The sequence below is a fragment of the Salipiger marinus genome, assembly GCF_035481585.1.
GTDB lineage: Bacteria > Pseudomonadota > Alphaproteobacteria > Rhodobacterales > Rhodobacteraceae > Salipiger > Salipiger marinus.
The window spans coordinates 85,469-100,885 of the sequence record NZ_JAYKSL010000014.1 but is presented as its reverse complement, the minus strand read 5'-3'; the positions used below and the strand labels follow the sequence as shown (position 1 = coordinate 100,885).

13 protein-coding genes, 1 tRNA gene and 1 pseudogene are annotated in these 15,417 nt (G+C 66.5%); 10 read left to right on the top strand and 5 right to left on the bottom strand.

Annotated features, from left to right (window positions below):
- Positions 1–8: 8 nt before the first annotated feature.
- Positions 9–1,130, bottom strand: a complete 1,122-nt coding sequence (locus tag VK682_RS17870; RefSeq protein WP_324782298.1) for a YhaZ family DNA alkylation repair protein — start codon at positions 1,128–1,130, stop codon at positions 9–11.
- Positions 1,130–1,909, bottom strand: coding sequence for an SDR family oxidoreductase (locus tag VK682_RS17865; protein ID WP_324782297.1), 780 nt, complete (start codon positions 1,907–1,909; stop codon positions 1,130–1,132). Before VK682_RS17865 ends, VK682_RS17870 begins: the two co-directional genes overlap by 1 nt.
- A gap of 129 nt (positions 1,910–2,038) precedes the next feature.
- On the opposite strand from VK682_RS17865, the gene VK682_RS17860 reads away from it, so the two are divergent.
- Positions 2,039–3,055 (top strand): Hint domain-containing protein, encoded by a 1,017-nt coding sequence (locus tag VK682_RS17860; protein WP_230797859.1) that lies wholly within the window; start codon positions 2,039–2,041, stop codon positions 3,053–3,055.
- Positions 3,056–3,199: 144 nt separating this feature from the next.
- On the opposite strand, the gene VK682_RS17855 is transcribed toward VK682_RS17860, so the two are convergent.
- Positions 3,200–3,463, bottom strand: coding sequence for a DUF7218 family protein (locus tag VK682_RS17855; protein ID WP_230797858.1), 264 nt, complete (start codon positions 3,461–3,463; stop codon positions 3,200–3,202).
- A 122-nt stretch (positions 3,464–3,585) separates the two neighbouring features.
- On the opposite strand from VK682_RS17855, the gene VK682_RS17850 reads away from it, so the two are divergent.
- From VK682_RS17850 to VK682_RS17835, 4 genes and pseudogenes are all read left to right on the top strand, one after another.
- Complete coding sequence (locus VK682_RS17850; RefSeq protein WP_230797857.1) at positions 3,586–5,193, top strand: peptide chain release factor 3; 1,608 nt, start codon at positions 3,586–3,588, stop codon at positions 5,191–5,193.
- Positions 5,194–5,334: 141 nt separating this feature from the next.
- Entirely contained in the window at positions 5,335–5,826 is a 492-nt protein-coding gene (locus tag VK682_RS17845; RefSeq protein ID WP_230797856.1) for a GNAT family N-acetyltransferase, read from the top strand.
- A 155-nt stretch (positions 5,827–5,981) separates the two neighbouring features.
- Positions 5,982–6,149 carry an apolipoprotein acyltransferase gene (locus VK682_RS17840; RefSeq protein ID WP_089851051.1) on the top strand — a complete coding sequence of 56 codons (168 nt, stop codon included), beginning with the start codon at positions 5,982–5,984 and terminating at the stop codon, positions 6,147–6,149.
- 126 nt (positions 6,150–6,275) lie between these two features.
- Positions 6,276–7,079 (top strand): annotated as a pseudogene (locus VK682_RS17835) (VWA domain-containing protein); the annotation flags it as partial.
- Positions 7,080–7,463: 384 nt separating this feature from the next.
- Here the strand turns inward: VK682_RS17835 and VK682_RS17830 are convergent.
- Positions 7,464–8,120, bottom strand: coding sequence for a glutathione S-transferase family protein (locus tag VK682_RS17830; RefSeq protein WP_230797854.1), 657 nt, complete (start codon positions 8,118–8,120; stop codon positions 7,464–7,466).
- Positions 8,121–8,221: 101 nt separating this feature from the next.
- On the opposite strand from VK682_RS17830, the gene VK682_RS17825 reads away from it, so the two are divergent.
- On the top strand, positions 8,222–9,433 hold the full coding sequence (locus VK682_RS17825) for a polyhydroxyalkanoate depolymerase (RefSeq protein ID WP_324782295.1): 1,212 nt from the start codon (positions 8,222–8,224) through the stop codon (positions 9,431–9,433).
- A 656-nt stretch (positions 9,434–10,089) separates the two neighbouring features.
- On the opposite strand, the gene VK682_RS17820 is transcribed toward VK682_RS17825, so the two are convergent.
- A tRNA-Val gene (locus VK682_RS17820) sits at positions 10,090–10,165 on the bottom strand.
- 222 nt (positions 10,166–10,387) lie between these two features.
- On the opposite strand from VK682_RS17820, the gene VK682_RS17815 reads away from it, so the two are divergent.
- From VK682_RS17815 to VK682_RS17800, 4 genes are all read left to right on the top strand, one after another.
- Positions 10,388–13,489 (top strand): CheR family methyltransferase, encoded by a 3,102-nt coding sequence (locus tag VK682_RS17815; RefSeq protein ID WP_230797556.1) that lies wholly within the window; start codon positions 10,388–10,390, stop codon positions 13,487–13,489.
- A gap of 122 nt (positions 13,490–13,611) precedes the next feature.
- The gene (locus VK682_RS17810; protein WP_165616937.1) at positions 13,612–13,770 is read left to right on the top strand and encodes a hypothetical protein; all 159 of its coding nucleotides are present in this window, start codon (positions 13,612–13,614) and stop codon (positions 13,768–13,770) included.
- A gap of 138 nt (positions 13,771–13,908) precedes the next feature.
- Complete coding sequence (locus VK682_RS17805; protein WP_230797555.1) at positions 13,909–14,493, top strand: response regulator; 585 nt, start codon at positions 13,909–13,911, stop codon at positions 14,491–14,493.
- Between the two features lie 76 nt (positions 14,494–14,569).
- Positions 14,570–15,130, top strand: a complete 561-nt coding sequence (locus VK682_RS17800) for a DUF421 domain-containing protein (RefSeq protein ID WP_230797554.1) — start codon at positions 14,570–14,572, stop codon at positions 15,128–15,130.
- Positions 15,131–15,417 lie beyond the last annotated feature (287 nt).

Sequence of the window (15,417 nt, the reverse complement as noted above, 5' to 3'; positions counted from 1 at the left end):
CCCCGGGATCACGCCTCCAGCTGAAATGCCGCTTCGGCCACGTCCCGGCCATTGACCTGCAGGATCACCGCATGTCGTCCGGGATGCAGGGTAAAGGTGGTGGCATCGCCCTTCAGCCGGTGACGTTTGACCACGCGCAGCGGCGCCTGCCCCGCCTTCAGCTTGAACACCTTTTCCGCCGGGCCCCCGGGCCGGTGAAAGCGCAGCCGGTAATCGACCAGCACCGGCCCGCTGCCTTCGATCTCGGCGGTGAATTCCAGCACCTCGCCGATGCGCAGACGGTCCTGCGCCAGCACCAGCCGCCCCGTCACCGCCAGATCCGCCGCATAGCCCAGATGTGCCAGCGCCCCCGGCTCGCCACGCTTGACGGCGGTGCGCAGCGCGTGGCGCGTCAGCCAGTCCAGCTCTGCCGCCTTTGCCCTGCGCTCGGCACGCCAGCGCGCCAGCCGCTCCAGCACCGCCTCGGGCGCGGGACGGCTGAGGTCATTGAGGTGATTGGCCACCGACCGCGTGACAAACCGGGTGGGATCGGCATGCAGCACGTCCAGCCAGCGCAACGGGACAAGCGGATCCAGCGTGATCCCCGCGCCCCATGGCAGCCGGGGCCGCGTGCCTTCCGACACCAGCCGCCGCACATGATAATGCGGATCCTCCACCCACTGATCCATCCGCGCCGCCACCTGATCCGGCCAGCGGTTGAGGAAGGGCCGGATCGCGTATTCCATGCTGAAGCGCTTGGTCGCCGCGTAGAGCAGATCCAGCGCCTCCTCCGGATGATCGAGCCCGTGCCGCGCCGCCAGAACGCCGGGCACGGCATGGATGAAGCGGCCAAAATCATCGTCGCGGCGCGTGGGATCAAGCTCGGGCGGCAGCGCGGCCTGCACCCGTTCGGCCATGGCCGGAAACTCCTGCGGCAGCTGCCGCGCCAGTTCCTCGGCCAGCACCGCCAGCCGCGCATGCACGCCCAGCCCCGGCAGACGCGGCAGCGCGGCTTCAACAAAGCGCTCCGCGTCAAAGCCGGGCAGCACCACAAAATCGCGCGCCAGATCGCTCAGCGACGCGCGGTTGAAAAGCTGGTCGGCGAGCGAGAATCCCGCGCCGCCGCCGGTGCCGTCCGGTCCGCGTGCCATCAGATCGTGGCGATGGTTTCGCCGCCATCCAGCACGATGTTCTGCCCGACGATGTAGCGGGCATGGACCGAGCAGAGGAAAGCGCACATCCGGCCAAAATCCTCGGCCTGACCGTAGTGCCGGGTGGGGATACCTGCCGCGCGCGCAGCGCTGACCTCGGCCAGCGCTTTGCCGGTGGCTTTCGACTCATGCGCGTCCATCTGGCGGATGCGGTCGGTCTCGTGCACGCCGGGCAGCAGGTTGTTGATGGTCACGCCCTTTTCCGCCACCTGCCGCGAGGTGCCCGCGACAAAGCCGGTCAGACCCGCCCGCGCCGAATTGGACAGGCCAAGCGCAAGGATCGGCGCCTTGACCGACCGCGAGGTGATGTTGACCACCCGGCCCCAGCCGCGCTCCATCATGCCGGGCAGCAGCGCCTGCATCAGCGCCACCGGCGTCAGCATGTTGGCATCCAGCGCCTTGATGAAATCCTCGCGGTCCCAGTCGGACCACAGCCCCGGCGGCGGGCCGCCCGCATTGGTCACGAGGATCTCGGCGCCCTCAGCCTTCTCCAGCACCCGGGCGCGGCCCTCGGGCGAGACGATGTCGGCGGCCACCGTCACCACCTCGACGCCATAGCTGGCGCGGATATGGGCGGCGGTCTCCTCCAGCGCCTCGGCGCCGCGGGCGTTCATCACCAGACGGCAGCCCGCTTCGGCCAGCGCCTCGGCGCAGCCGCGCCCCAGCCCCTTGGACGAGGCGCAGACCAGCGCCGTCTTTCCTGAAATTCCCAGATCCATCTCAATCCTCCTCGTGCCGGCAAATGGCCGGATGCAAACCCATATGATGACACATTTTAATCGGATACAATGGGGACAGGTCCAGCGGACCGCCGCAGAACCGCCACCCCCACAGGGAGAAGACAGGGCATGGCCGAGGCCTTGCAGAGCGTCCCCGCCCATAGCGTCGCGATCTATTGCGCCGACCAGTTCCGCGTCTGCGAAGGCGCCAATCTGGGCGATGGCGTCAGCTTTGCCGCAGAGCTGGAGCTGAACGACATCTACCAGCTGTCGCCCCGGGCGGAGCCGCAGCGGCTGAGCCTCATTCCCACCGCCGCCTCTCCCTTCCGGCTTGCGCCCGGCACAAAGACCGGAACGCCGGGTGCGGCGCTGCATCTGGACTGCTGCCTGACCTTCATGACCGGGTCCGGCGCCACCACCGAAGCGCTGGTGCTGGTGGAAACCGACGCGCAGGGCGGCGTGGTGGCGGTGTTCCTGCTGCCGCTGGGGCCGCTGGTGGCGCGACAGGATTACGCGCTGGTGGGCATCTCGACCGAGGAGGCGCTGGGGCGTTTTGCGCAGGCCGCCTGCACCGCCTTCAGCCGCGGCACCGCCATCACGCTGGCCACCGGCGCGCAATGCCCGGTGGAGGCGCTGCGCGTGGGCGACATGGTCCTGACCCGCGATGACGGCCCGCAGCCGATCCGCTGGATCGGCCAGCGCACCCAGCGCGCCACCGGAGATTTTGCGCCGGTGCTGATCCGGGCAGGCACGCTCAACACCGCGCGCGACCTGCTGGTGAGCCCCGATCACCGGCTGTTCATCTATCAGCGCGAGGACCGGCTGGGCGCGGGCCGGGCCGAACTGCTGGTGCGGGCGCGGCATCTGGTCAATGGCCGCAGCATCCGCCGCGTCGATGGCGGATTCGTCGAGTATTACCAGATGCTGTTCGACCATCACCAGATCATCTACGCCGAAGGCATCGCGGCGGAATCGCTGCTGGTGGACAGCCGCACCCGTGCCGCCCTGCCCGGCGAGCTGACCCCCGCGCTGGCAGCGCTGCTGCCGCGCCACAGCCAGAGCGACCAGAGCGGGTTCGAAGTGCAGGAGGCGCTGCTGCGCCGCAGCGACGCGGCGGATCTGCTGCGGCGCGCCTCCACCGGCTGAGGCGCGGGGCGGAGGGGAAGCCGGGGGCGCTGCCCCCGGCCGCGCAGGCGCGGCCTCCCCCGGGATATTTGGGGCCAATGGAAACGCGCAGGCTTCATCTTGCCCGGCAAACTCCCGCCGGAGGCTTCAGGCGCGCGGCGCGGATCAGTGGCGGCGCAGCGCCGCGATCAGCTCGTCCTTGGTCATGTCGGACCGGCCTTCGATGCCGATCTCGCGGGCGCGGTCGTAAAGCTCGTCCTTGGTCCAGTCCTCATAGGCCGGGGCCGCACCGCCCTTGCGGGACGGGTGCATGTCGGGATTGGCCTTGGCATTGGCGATGCGGGCGGATTTCTCCTTGGAATTGCCCTTCTCGCGCAGGTCTTCGTAAAGCTTGTCATCCTTGATGGCGGGGCCGTGGTCGCGGGTCATGACGTCTGTCCTTTCGGGCTGAAGCTTGGGCCGGATCCGGGGCCAGTTCTGAGGCAGGAACCGCCCGGCGCGCGCTTGGTTCCCCATGGACAAGCGGGCGCGCGCGCCCTATAGCCGCCTCCATGCTGGACAGTGCCTCGAACCGCCCCGACCTGCCGCCCGAAATCGCGCGGCGCCGCACCTTCGCGATCATCTCGCATCCGGATGCGGGCAAGACCACGCTGACCGAAAAGTTCCTGCTGTTCGGTGGCGCGATCCAGATGGCGGGACAGGTGCGCGCCAAGGGCGAGGCCCGGCGCACCCGCTCTGACTTCATGAAGATGGAGCAGGAGCGCGGCATCTCTGTCTCCGCCTCGGCCATGTCGTTCGATTACGGGAATTTCCGCTACAATCTGGTGGACACGCCCGGTCACAGCGATTTTTCCGAAGACACCTATCGCACGCTGACGGCGGTGGATGCGGCGATCATGGTGATCGACGGCGCCAAGGGGGTCGAAAGCCAGACCCGGAAGCTGTTCGAGGTCTGCCGCCTGCGCGATCTGCCGATCCTGACCTTCTGCAACAAGATGGACCGTGAGGCGCGCGAGACTTTCGAGATCATCGACGAGATTCAGGAAAACCTTGCCATCGACGTGACGCCGGCAAGCTGGCCCATCGGCATGGGCCGCGAGTTTCTGGGCTGTTACGACATGATCCATGACCGGCTGGAGCTGATGGACCGCGCCGACCGCAACCGGGTGGCGGAATCGATCAAGATCTCGGGGCTCGACGATCCCAAGCTCGCCGAGCATATCCCCGCCGACCTGCTGGAGAAGCTCCGCGAGGAGGTGGAGATGGCGCGCGCGCTGCTGCCCGCGCTTGACCCGCAATCGGTGCTGGAGGGGCATATGACCCCGATCTGGTTCGGCTCGGCCATCAACTCCTTCGGCGTGAAGGAACTGATGGACGGCATCGGCGAACTGGCCCCCGAACCGCAGCCGACCCGCGCCACCCCGCGCGAGATCGCCCCCGAAGAGACGAAGGTCACCGGTTTCGTGTTCAAGGTGCAGGCCAATATGGACCCCAAGCACCGCGACCGCGTGGCCTTTGTCCGGCTCGCCTCCGGGCATTTCGAGCGCGGCATGAAGCTGACCCATGTGCGCAGCAAGAAGCCCATGTCCATCTCCAACCCGGTGCTGTTTCTGGCCGCCGACCGCGAACTGGCCGAAGAGGCCTGGGCGGGCGACATCATCGGCATTCCGAACCATGGCCAGCTGCGCATCGGCGACACGCTGACCGAGGGCGAGGTGCTGAAGGTGACGGGCATTCCGAGCTTTGCGCCGGAACTGCTGCAGACCGTGCGCGCGGGCGATCCGATGAAGGCCAAGCATCTGGAAAAGGCGCTGTTCCAGTTCGCCGAAGAGGGTGCCGCCAAGGTGTTCAAGCCCGCCATCGGGTCGGGGTTCATCGTGGGCGTGGTGGGCGCGCTGCAGTTCGAGGTGCTGGGTGCGCGGATCGAGCAGGAATATGCCCTGCCGGTGCGGTTCGACATGTCGCAGTTCACCTCTGCCCGCTGGGTGCATGGCGAGAAGGCCGCCGTCGACCGGTTCGTGACCGCCAACAAGCAGCATATCGCCCATGACAATGATGGCGACATCGTCTTCCTGACCCGCCTGCAATGGGACATCGACCGCGTGGTGCGCGACTATCCCGACGTGCGGCTGTCGGCCACCAAGGAAATGATGGTCTGAGGCAGGCTGCCGCCCCCGGGTCGGGGCGGCGGGATCCGGGCTTGCGCCGCAGGGGGGCTTTGCCCCTATAGTCGGGGCATCAGGCAGACATGCGCCCCGATCCGCAGGCATCCGGGGCCCCAGACAGGCAGGCCCCGCCCCATGACCCATTCCGACACCCCGTCTTCCGCGCCCGCCCCGGGTGCCTCCTCCGGCATCGTCGTGCGTCCGCTTTTGGCGCAGGACCGCGAGGACTGGGGGCGGCTCTGGGCCGCCTATCTGGAATTCTACGAGACCTCCGTGCCGCTGACCGTGGCCGACACCACCTTTGCCCGGCTGCTGGGGGACGAGGCGCAGGATTTCCGCGCGCTGGTCGCCGAACTGGACGGGCGCCCGGTGGGGATCGCGCATTATCTGATGCACCGGCACTGCTGGCGGATCGAGAATGTCTGCTATCTGCAGGATCTTTATGCCGATGCCTCCTGCCGCGGGCGCGGCGTGGGGCGCGCGCTGATCGAGGCGGTCTATGCCGAGGCCGATGCTGCGGGCGCGCCGCAGGTCTACTGGCTGACGCAGGAGTTCAACACCCCGGCCCGGCAGCTTTACGACCGCATCGGCCGCGTGACCCCCTTCATCAAGTATCAGCGCAGCTGAGCAGAGCCTTGGCGCGGCGGGACACTCTGCCGCGCCCCGGGCGGCGCGGCTGGACTTTCGGGGGGGACCGGGATAGGGCTCCGGCTCTGATCGGGCCCTGCGGCGCCACCCGCGCCGCCCGTCGCCCGAGGCTGTGAGAGGAAGCTGAGACCGCCATGATCGTGATCGCTGCCGCCCTTCTGGGCGCTGTCATCGGCGGGCTGACCGCCCGCCGCCGCAAGGGCAACCGGGCCGATATCGCGCAGTTTGCCGCCGTCTATGCCATTGCCTTCGGGCTGGGCGGGGTCATCCTGACGCTGATCCTTGAAAAGCTTCTCGCCTGATCCCGACGCCGAGGGGGCTCTGCCCCCAGCCCGCCTGCGGCGGTCTTCCCCCGGAGTTTTTCCGGCAAGATGAAAGCGGGTTGTGGCGCGGGCTGCGGGGCGCCATGATGGGGCGCGAGGTGGCGCATGTTTCTGACCTTCTTCGACAGGCTGCGGCGCGCCGGGGTGCCGGTATCGCTGCGCGAATTCCTGACCTTTCTGGAGGCGCTGCAGGCGGGGCTGGCGCGCTATGACGTGGAAGGGTTCTATTATCTGGCGCGCGCCGCGCTGGTGAAGGACGAGCGGCATCTGGACCGCTTCGATCAGGCCTTTTCCGAAAGCTTCAGGGGCGCCGAGGCGCTGACGCTGGAGCAGGTGCTGGAGGCGGTGGATCTGCCCGCCGACTGGCTGGCGCGCATGGCGGAGAAACATCTGACCGAGGCGGAGCGCGCCGAGATCGCGGCGCTTGGCGGGTTCGAGGCGCTGATGGAGACGCTGCGGGCGCGGCTGCGCGAGCAGCACGACCGGCATCAGGGCGGCAGCAAATGGATCGGCACGGCGGGCACCTCGCCTTTTGGCGCCTTTGGCTACAATCCCGAGGGCGTGCGCATCGGGCAGGACCAGAGCCGCCACCGCCGCGCCGTCAAGGTCTGGGACCGGCGGGAGTTCCGCAATCTGGATGACGGTCTGGATCTGGGTCCGCGCACGCTCAAGATGGCGCTGCGCCGCCTGCGGGCCTGGGCGCGGGAGGGGGCGGCGGAGGAGCTGGATCTGGATGGCACCATCCGTGCCAGCGCCAAGGCCGGATATCTGGACGTGATGACCCGGCCCGAGCGGCGCAATGCGGTGAAGGTGCTGCTGTTTCTGGATGTGGGCGGGTCGATGGACGACCATGTGCAGGCGGTCGAAGAGCTGTTTTCCGCCGCGCGCAGCGAGTTCCGGCATCTGGAGCATCATTATTTCCACAACTGCCTGTATGAAGGCGTGTGGCGCGACAACCGCCGCCGCTGGGACGCGCAGACCCCCACATGGGAGGTGCTGCACCGCTATGGCCCGGACTGGAAATGCATCTTTGTCGGCGATGCCTCGATGAGCCCTTACGAGATCGCCTATCCGGGCGGCGCCAACGAGCACTGGAACCCCGAGCCCGGGCAGGTCTGGCTGGAGCGGGCGCGCGACCAGTGGCCGGACCATCTGTGGATCAACCCGGTGCCGGAACGGCAATGGGAGCAGACCCAGTCCATTACGATGATCCGCGAGATCTTTGCCGGGCGCATGGTGCCCATGACGCTGGCGGGGCTGGAGCGCGGCATCCGCGATCTGGCGCGCTAGGGTCTAGAACTCCACCTCCAGTTCCACGATCTCTTCGGGCTCGGCCAGCGCTGCCCTGGTCCAGTCCAGCATCGGCGGCCAGGTCAGGATCGTGTCCGCATAGGCCTGCAGCGCCGGATCCAGCGGCACGGCATAGGTGCGGAAGCGGGTGCAGACCGGGGCATACATGGCATCGGCCACGCTGGGGCGGGCGCCGAACAGGAACGGCCCGCCGAAGCGGTCAAGGCAGTCGTGCCAGATAGCCTTGACCCGTTCCACATCGGGCCGCGCGCCGGAGAAGATCCGGAATCTGTCATGCCGCGCCCTGAGGTTCATCGGCAGCGCCGAGCGCAGGTTGTAAAAGCCCGAATGCATCTCTCCGGACACTGCGCGGCAGAGCGCGCGGGCGGCCACATCCGCGGGATAGAGCCCGGCCTTGGGGAAGGTCTCGTGCAGGTATTCGGCGATGGCCAGCGTGTCCCAGACCGCGACATCGCCATGGGTCAGCCGCGGCACCAGCACCGAGGGCGTGAGCAGCAGCAGTTCCTGCCGCGCCGAGGCTTCGGTCATGTCCACCGGTTCTTCGGTGACGTCGAGCCCGGCCATCCGGCACAGCAGCCAGCCGCGCAGCGACCATGAGGAGTAGTTTTTCGATGAAATGGTGAGCGTTGCCTTGGACATGATGTCTCCACGCGCGACGGGGCCGGTCTGCCTGCCGGAATTTTGTCGCAGGCGCCCGGCGATGTGGCTAGCGTTTTTGCAGGACAACGGGCGAGGCCGCCGTGCTTTATGCAACTTATCAAGGCTTTGATGATTTTGTGGCGCCTTTTCGCACCGCAGCGCTGCTGGGGCTTGCGGGGATGCCGCGCCCGGCGGGGCCATGGGCCGATCTGCTGCGGCGGCAGGCGGCGCTGGCGGAGATGGTGTCGCGCTTCCGGCTGAGCCACAGCCGCCCGGCTTTTGGCATCACCGGCGTGCCGGTCGACAACCGCGTGGTGCCGGTGACCGAGGAGGTGGTGCTGGATCTGCCCTTTGCGCGGCTGCTGCGCTTTGCCAAGGACATGGACAGCCCGCAGCCCAAGGTGCTGGTGACGGCGCCGCTGTCGGGCCATTTCGCCACGCTGCTGGCGGGCACGGTGCGCACCCTGCTGCGCGATCACGAGGTCTATGTCACCGACTGGAAAAACGCCCGCGACGTGCCCCGCACCGAAGGCGCCTTCGGCGTGGATGACTACGTGGCCTATGTGATCCGCTGTCTGGAGGAGATCGGCCCCGGTGCGCATGTGCTGGCGGTCTGCCAGCCCTGCGTGCAGGCGCTGGCGGCGGTGGCGGTCATGTCCGAGGACGGCCATCCCGCCACGCCGCGCAGCATGGTGCTGATGGCGGGGCCGGTGGATGTGCGCGAAAGCCCCACCGCCGTCAACGCGCTGGCGCAGGAGAGGCCGCTGTCATGGTTCGCGCGCAACGTGATCGCCACCGTGCCCGGGCGCTATGCGGGCGGCGGGCGGCGGGTCTATCCCGGCTTTCTGCAGCTGACCGCCTTCATGGCGATGAACATGGACCGGCATCAGGCGCAGCACCGCAAGCTTTACGATCATCTTGCCGCCGGAGAGCAGGCGCCTGCCGCGCGCATCAAGGAATTTTATGACGAGTATTTCGCCGTTCTTGATCTGACCGAGGAATTTTATCTCGAAACCATAGACCGCGTGTTTCAGAAAGCCGATCTGGCGCGGGGGGAATTTTACTGGCGCGGGCGGCGGGTCGATCCGGGCCAGATTCGCAAGACCGCGCTGCTGACCGTGGAGGGCGGGCGCGACGATATCTGCGGGCTGGGGCAGACCTCTGCGGCGCATGATCTTTGCGGCAGCCTGCGCCCGCATCTCAAACGCCACCATCTTCAGGCCAATGTCGGCCATTATGGCGTGTTCAACGGGCGGAAATGGGAAAACGAGATTTATCCGGTGGTGCGGAACATGATTCTGGCGATGGATTAGGGTGGCGCGGGTTGCATGAGGCGGGACCGGGCGAGTGCCGTAAACAGGCCCTGCCCCGCCTCATGGCTTCAGGCAAGCTGCACTATGGCAATCCACATCGCGAACAGCACCACGGCCAGCCCCACCAGCCACCAGACCCAGACACGGTTATAGACTGGTGCTGGCTGATAGCAGGAGCCACAATGCGAAGCCCCAAATCGCATCATGTGATTGCAGAACCGGCATTGGAAATAGCGCCTTACTTGTGCGGCCATCATTTTTGTAACCCCGTTTTCTTCTGATAAGTCGATCACCGGTCAAACGGTTGTGCGGGCTGGTCTGCCCAGAACCTGATACAGAAAGCCCAACCCTAGATCTCAACCTCACCAGCAATTGCACAGTTTTTACAAACTACGTGAATACTCGTATTCTTGTTTCGCAACAAAAGCATATCGTTCGCGCGCGAGCGGCGGACAGACATATCTTTTCCAGACCGCATGCGGATGCGATCTGACTGCGTCGGCCAGATTTAGGGATCATTGTCCCGCATTTTTCGGAATTTTGATAAGGCCGTGTGAGAACGCAGTAGGTGAAATGTCGATCTGCAAGCTTATTCCGCAGCGAGGAAATGCCACGCACACGGATCGCACACTCGTTTCAGCAACTGACCACCGAACTGGTGGGTGATGAGAGACTCGAACTCCCGACATCTTCGGTGTAAACGAAGCGCTCTACCAACTGAGCTAATCACCCGATGGGCTGCGGTGTAGCTCTCCTGACGGCGGGGTTCAACGGTTTTGAAACTATCCGCTCGGATTTGATCCTATCCATAGGGATAGGATCACCCCTCGCCTCACCACGGGTTGGCGCGACCTTGCCGCCTGCCGCTGCAGACCTCATAAGCCGTGGACAGCGCCCTTGGGATGCGGTGCAACTGGGCTTGAACCTTGTCCTGCCTGCTGGAAGGATCGCCGGATGACCTCCAACACTCCTCTTGTCGTGGGCATTGGCGCCACTGCTGCCGGGATTTCGGCCCTGGAAGGGTTTTTTGGCGCGCTGCGGGACGCGCAGGGCATGGCCTTTGTGGTGGTGACCCCGGCGGGGGCCGACCAGCAGGGCCCGCTGGCCGAGCTGCTGGGGCGGGCCACCCGCCTGCCGGTGCGTCTGGCCGAGGACGGGCTGAAGCTGCGCGCCGAAACGGTCTATGTCCTGCCCGAAGGTGCGGTGCCGTCGCTGCGGCGCGGCTGCCTGCTGCTGCGCCATGACCTGCCCGGCGGGCGTGACCGCAAGCCCATCGATACCTTCCTGTCCTCGCTGGGCCGCGATCAGGGCGAAAATGCCGTGGCGGTCGTGCTGTCCGACCGCACCGTCGACGGCATGCTGGGCGCCAAGGTCGTGAAGGAACATGGCGGCATCACCATGGCGCAGCTGCCGGAGGATGCCACCATCCCCGGCGGCAAGCCGGACCCGGACAGCGTGATCGCAAGCGGCCTGATCGACTTTGCCGAACCCGCCCACCGGATGCCGGAGCGGCTGCTGCAGATCCGGGATGGCATCAACCTGCTCGACGTGCTGGCCGAAGGCGATGCAGAGCATCTGCAGGGCGCCGAGGCGGAGCGGGTGCAGGCCACCATCTCCACCCTGCTGCACAGCCATTCCGGCCATGATTTTTCCGGCTACAAGCCCCGCACCTTCATGCGGCGGGTCGGGCGGCGGATGAAGGTGCTGCAGCTTCAGGCGGTGGATGACTATATCGCGCAGCTGCGCGAGGATCCCGCCGAGGTCATGTCGCTGTTCCGCGACCTGCTGATCAACGTCACCAATTTCTTCCGCGACCCCGACGCCTTTGCGGTGCTGCGCACGCAGGTGATCCCCAAGCTGTTCGAAGGGCGCGGCGCCGAGGAGACGATCCGGCTCTGGGTGCCGGGCTGTGCCACCGGCGAGGAGGTCTATTCGCTGGGCATCCTGATGCGCGACCACATGGCCGGGCTGGAGGGCCCGCCGCGGGTGCAGATCTTTGCCACGGACATCGACGAGGATGCGCTGGCCGTGGCCCGTGCCGGGCAGTATCCCGAACCGCTGCTGACGGATATGGACGACGCGCTGCGCCGCGCCTTCTTCACCAAGCAGGGCAGCAGCTATACCATCTGCAAGGAGGTGCGCGACCTGTGCATCTTCTCGCCGCATAACGTCATTTCCGATCCGCCATTTTCGCGCATGGATCTGGTCTCCTGCCGCAACCTGCTGATCTATCTGGGGCCGGTGCTGCAAAATCAGGTGATCCCCACCTTTCACTATGCGCTGAAACCGGGCGGCTACCTGTTTCTGGGCACGTCGGAAAGCGTCAGCCGCCACAGCGACCTGTTCGCGCCGGTGGACAAGACGCACCGCATCTTCCAGAGCCGCGACCATGGGCCCCTGCCCCGGCGCCTGCCCATGACGCTGGAACAGCCCAATGCGCCGCGCCCGGCACTGGCCGACCGCAGGCCCGGCGCGCCGCTGCGCCAGAACCTGCGCCAGCGGGTCGAGGCGCAGGTGCTGGACCGCCATGTGCCCGCGCATGTGGTCACCACCCATAGTGGCGAGATCCTGTATTTCTCCAACGGCACGGGCAGCTATCTGCAGATGCCGCGCGGCGCGCCCAACCGGCAGCTGTTCGAACTGGCGCGGCGCGAACTGCGCGCCGAACTGCGCGCCCTGCTGCGTCGCGCCATGGAAACCGCGGCCCCTGTCGACCGGCAGGTGCTGCTGCCCGACGCGGATGGCGAAACCGGTCGCGTCATCACGCTGAAGGTCGAACCGCTGGACGGCCCCGGTCAGGGCGAGGCGCTGTATCTGGTGCTGTTCCTGCCCTCGGCCACGCGACAGCCGGTGCAGGCCCGCCCCGGCACTGGCAGCGGCGGATCGGATCAGGAGGCGGCGCTGGAGCAGGAGGTGCGCGATCTGCGCGAACGGCTGCAATCCACCGTCGAGGAATACGAGACCGCGCTGGAGGAGCTGAAATCCTCCAACGAGGAACTGATCTCGGTCAATCAGGAGGCGCAGTCCACCAACGAGGAACTTGAAGCCTCCAAGGAGGAGATGCAGTCGCTCAACGAAGAGCTGTCGACGATCAACAGCGAGCTGGCCAGCAGCATCGAGGATCTGGACCGCACCCATACCGATCTGCGCAATCTTTATGCCGCCACCGAAATCGCCACGGTGTTTTTGGACGGCAACCTTGTGATCCGCAGCTTCACCCCCGCCGCCTCCAAGGTGTTCAGGCTGCGCGACAGCGATCTGGGCCGTCCGCTGACCGATCTTTCCGGCCCGCTGGATCATCCGGATCTGCAGGCTCTGGTCCGGCAGGTCTGCGATACCGGCCAGCCGCTGGAACAGCGCCTGCCCCCCGATGCCGAGGACCGGCATTTCCTGCTGCGGCTCATCCCCTATCGCACCCATGCCGACGAGGCGGAGGGGGTCGTGGTGACGATCCTCGACATCACCACGCTAGCCCGCGCCGAGCTTCAGCAGCAGGTGCTGATTTCCGAACTCAACCACCGGGTCAAGAACATGCTGTCGGTGGTGATCAGCGTCGTGAACAACACCCGCAAGATGGCGCCCTCGCCCGAGGAATTTGCCGACAAGCTGATCGCGCGGCTGCATGGCATGGCGCGGGCCTATGCGCTTCTGGCGCAGTCGCACTGGTCTGCCGTAGCGCTGCGCGATCTTGTCCAGACCGAGGCCGATGTGTTTGGCCGCGAGCGCATCAGGACCGAAGGCCCGGATCTGCGGCTGCCGCCGCGCGACGCGCTGGCGCTGGGGATGGTGCTGCACGAACTGGCCACCAACGCTGCCAAATATGGTGCGCTGTCCAATGACGCCGGTCTGGTGCAGATCATGTGGCGGCAGGAGGCGCAGCAGGTGCTGCTGCACTGGCAGGAAAGCGGCGGCCCGCAGGTGCGGCCCCCCGTGGAAAACGGATTCGGCTTCAAGCTGATCGACGGTCAGGTCACCGCGCAGATGGATGGCGAGATCGACACCACCTTCGCCCCCGAAGGGCTGCAGATAAAGCTGCGGTTTCCGCTGCGCGTGTAAGCGTTGGCGCAACAGCGGGCAGGCTTTGCTGCGGCAGGACGTGAAGCGGCACAAAAAACCTGCTACACCGGACTACACGCTTGGGGTACCTCCCTCTGGCGCGACAATCAGAAGAGTGACCCATGGCTCAGGACCAGAGACCCATTCGCGAGGACGACCAGCGGGATTTAGAGCTGCCGCTGTCGCAATTGCTGAATGCGATCCAGAAAGAAGAACCGCCCGAGCGGCTGCAGGCGCTGGCCCGCAACCTGCAGGATCTGCTGGCCCGGCGCAGCGAGTAGACAGGCCGGATTTTTCCCTCATTTCAGGGCATTTTTCGGGAACCAGACACCCGAAAACGCGTTGGACCACATAAGATGGGTTCCGCCCGACACCTGCCCGCCCTGCGGCGCAGGGTCGGGCAAGCGTGAAGGATCATGATGCCCCCCCTGTCCCGACGTGTCCTCGTCGTCGAAGACGACTATCTGCAAGCTCTGGATATCGGACGATTCGTAAGTGGGACGGGTGCCAGTGTTCTGGGCCCTGCCACCACGCTTGAAAAAGGTCTGCGGCTTGCGCCACAGGCCGATGCGGCGGTTCTGGACATTGATCTGGGCGACCATCAGGTGTTCCCGCTCGCCGATCTGCTGCTGGATCGCGGCGTGCCCTTCATCTTCTATTCCGGCGCCACCGGCGAGACACCGATGCCGCAGCGGTTCTGGCATGTGCCGCTGATCCGCAAGCCGGTGCAGACCCTGACCGATGCCGCCATCGTCACGCTGACCGCCTTTCCCGCCGACCGCGAGCCCGACATCGAGGTGCTGCTGCCCAAGCTGCGGCTGGCGGCGCGGCTGATCTATGGCGAACAGGCCGTGGCCGACCGGCTGGTGGAACGGCTGCTGGTCGATGCCATCCAGCATGTGCAGGCCGGGCATGATCTGGGCCCGCGCGACTGCCGGGCTGACTGGCTGCTGCGGCGGATGCGGCTCATCCTCAAGGAAAGCGGCAGCAGCCTGATGAACTGAGCCCGGCCCGCACGGGAACCTTGCCCCGCCGCGCCTGTTCCTGTCCCGGGGACAGGCCCGGCAGGAAAGGCACCGCATGGACTGGAGCGAGATGATCTATCAGGACTGGAGCGGTCTGGTGCGCACGGTGATCGTGGGCACGCTGGCCTATGCCGCGCTGGTCGCGGCGCTGCGCGCCTCCGGCAAACGGACGCTGGCCAAGCTGAACGCCTTTGATCTGGTGGTGACGGTGGCCTTGGGCTCCACCCTGTCGGCGATCCTGCTGAACGAAAGCATCGCTCTGGCCGAAGGTCTGGTGGCGCTTGGCCTGCTGATCGGGCTGCAATACGCGGTGGCCTTCTTCTCTGTCCGCTCGAAGGGGTTCGCCCAGCTGGTCCGCTCGGAACCCAGCCTGCTGATGCGCCGGGGCACACCGCTGCCCGCCGCGCTGCGGCAGGCGCGGGTCACCCGCAGCGAGCTTGATTCCGTGATCCGCACCCATGGCAGCCAGAACCGCGATGCGGTGGCTTCGGTCATTCTGGAATCGGACGGCTCGTTTTCGGTCATTCTGGAACAGGACGGTCAGCGCGTCACGCCCCTGCCCACCGCGGATTTTGATCCGCCCTCTGCCGCAGACCCAGCCCCCAAAGCGGGCTGAGCGGCAAGCCCGTCAGGCGCTGCCGTCCCCGTCCAGACGGACATAGTGACAGCGCAGCCCCTCCGCCGCCGCGAAGACGAGCGCAAGACAGATCAGTTTCACGACTACGACGGTCATCGGCAGGCCCGGTGGTGAGTCTTCGTTCAGCAATCCCTGGGAGAGTGCTAGACACGAGGCGCAGCCGAAACGAGTGCCCAAAGGGAGGGGAGGCCTATCCCTTCGGATAGGACTCTCGCTGCCGCCCATCCGGATCCCGGCCCCGCGCTGGCATTGCCACCCGGCTGACG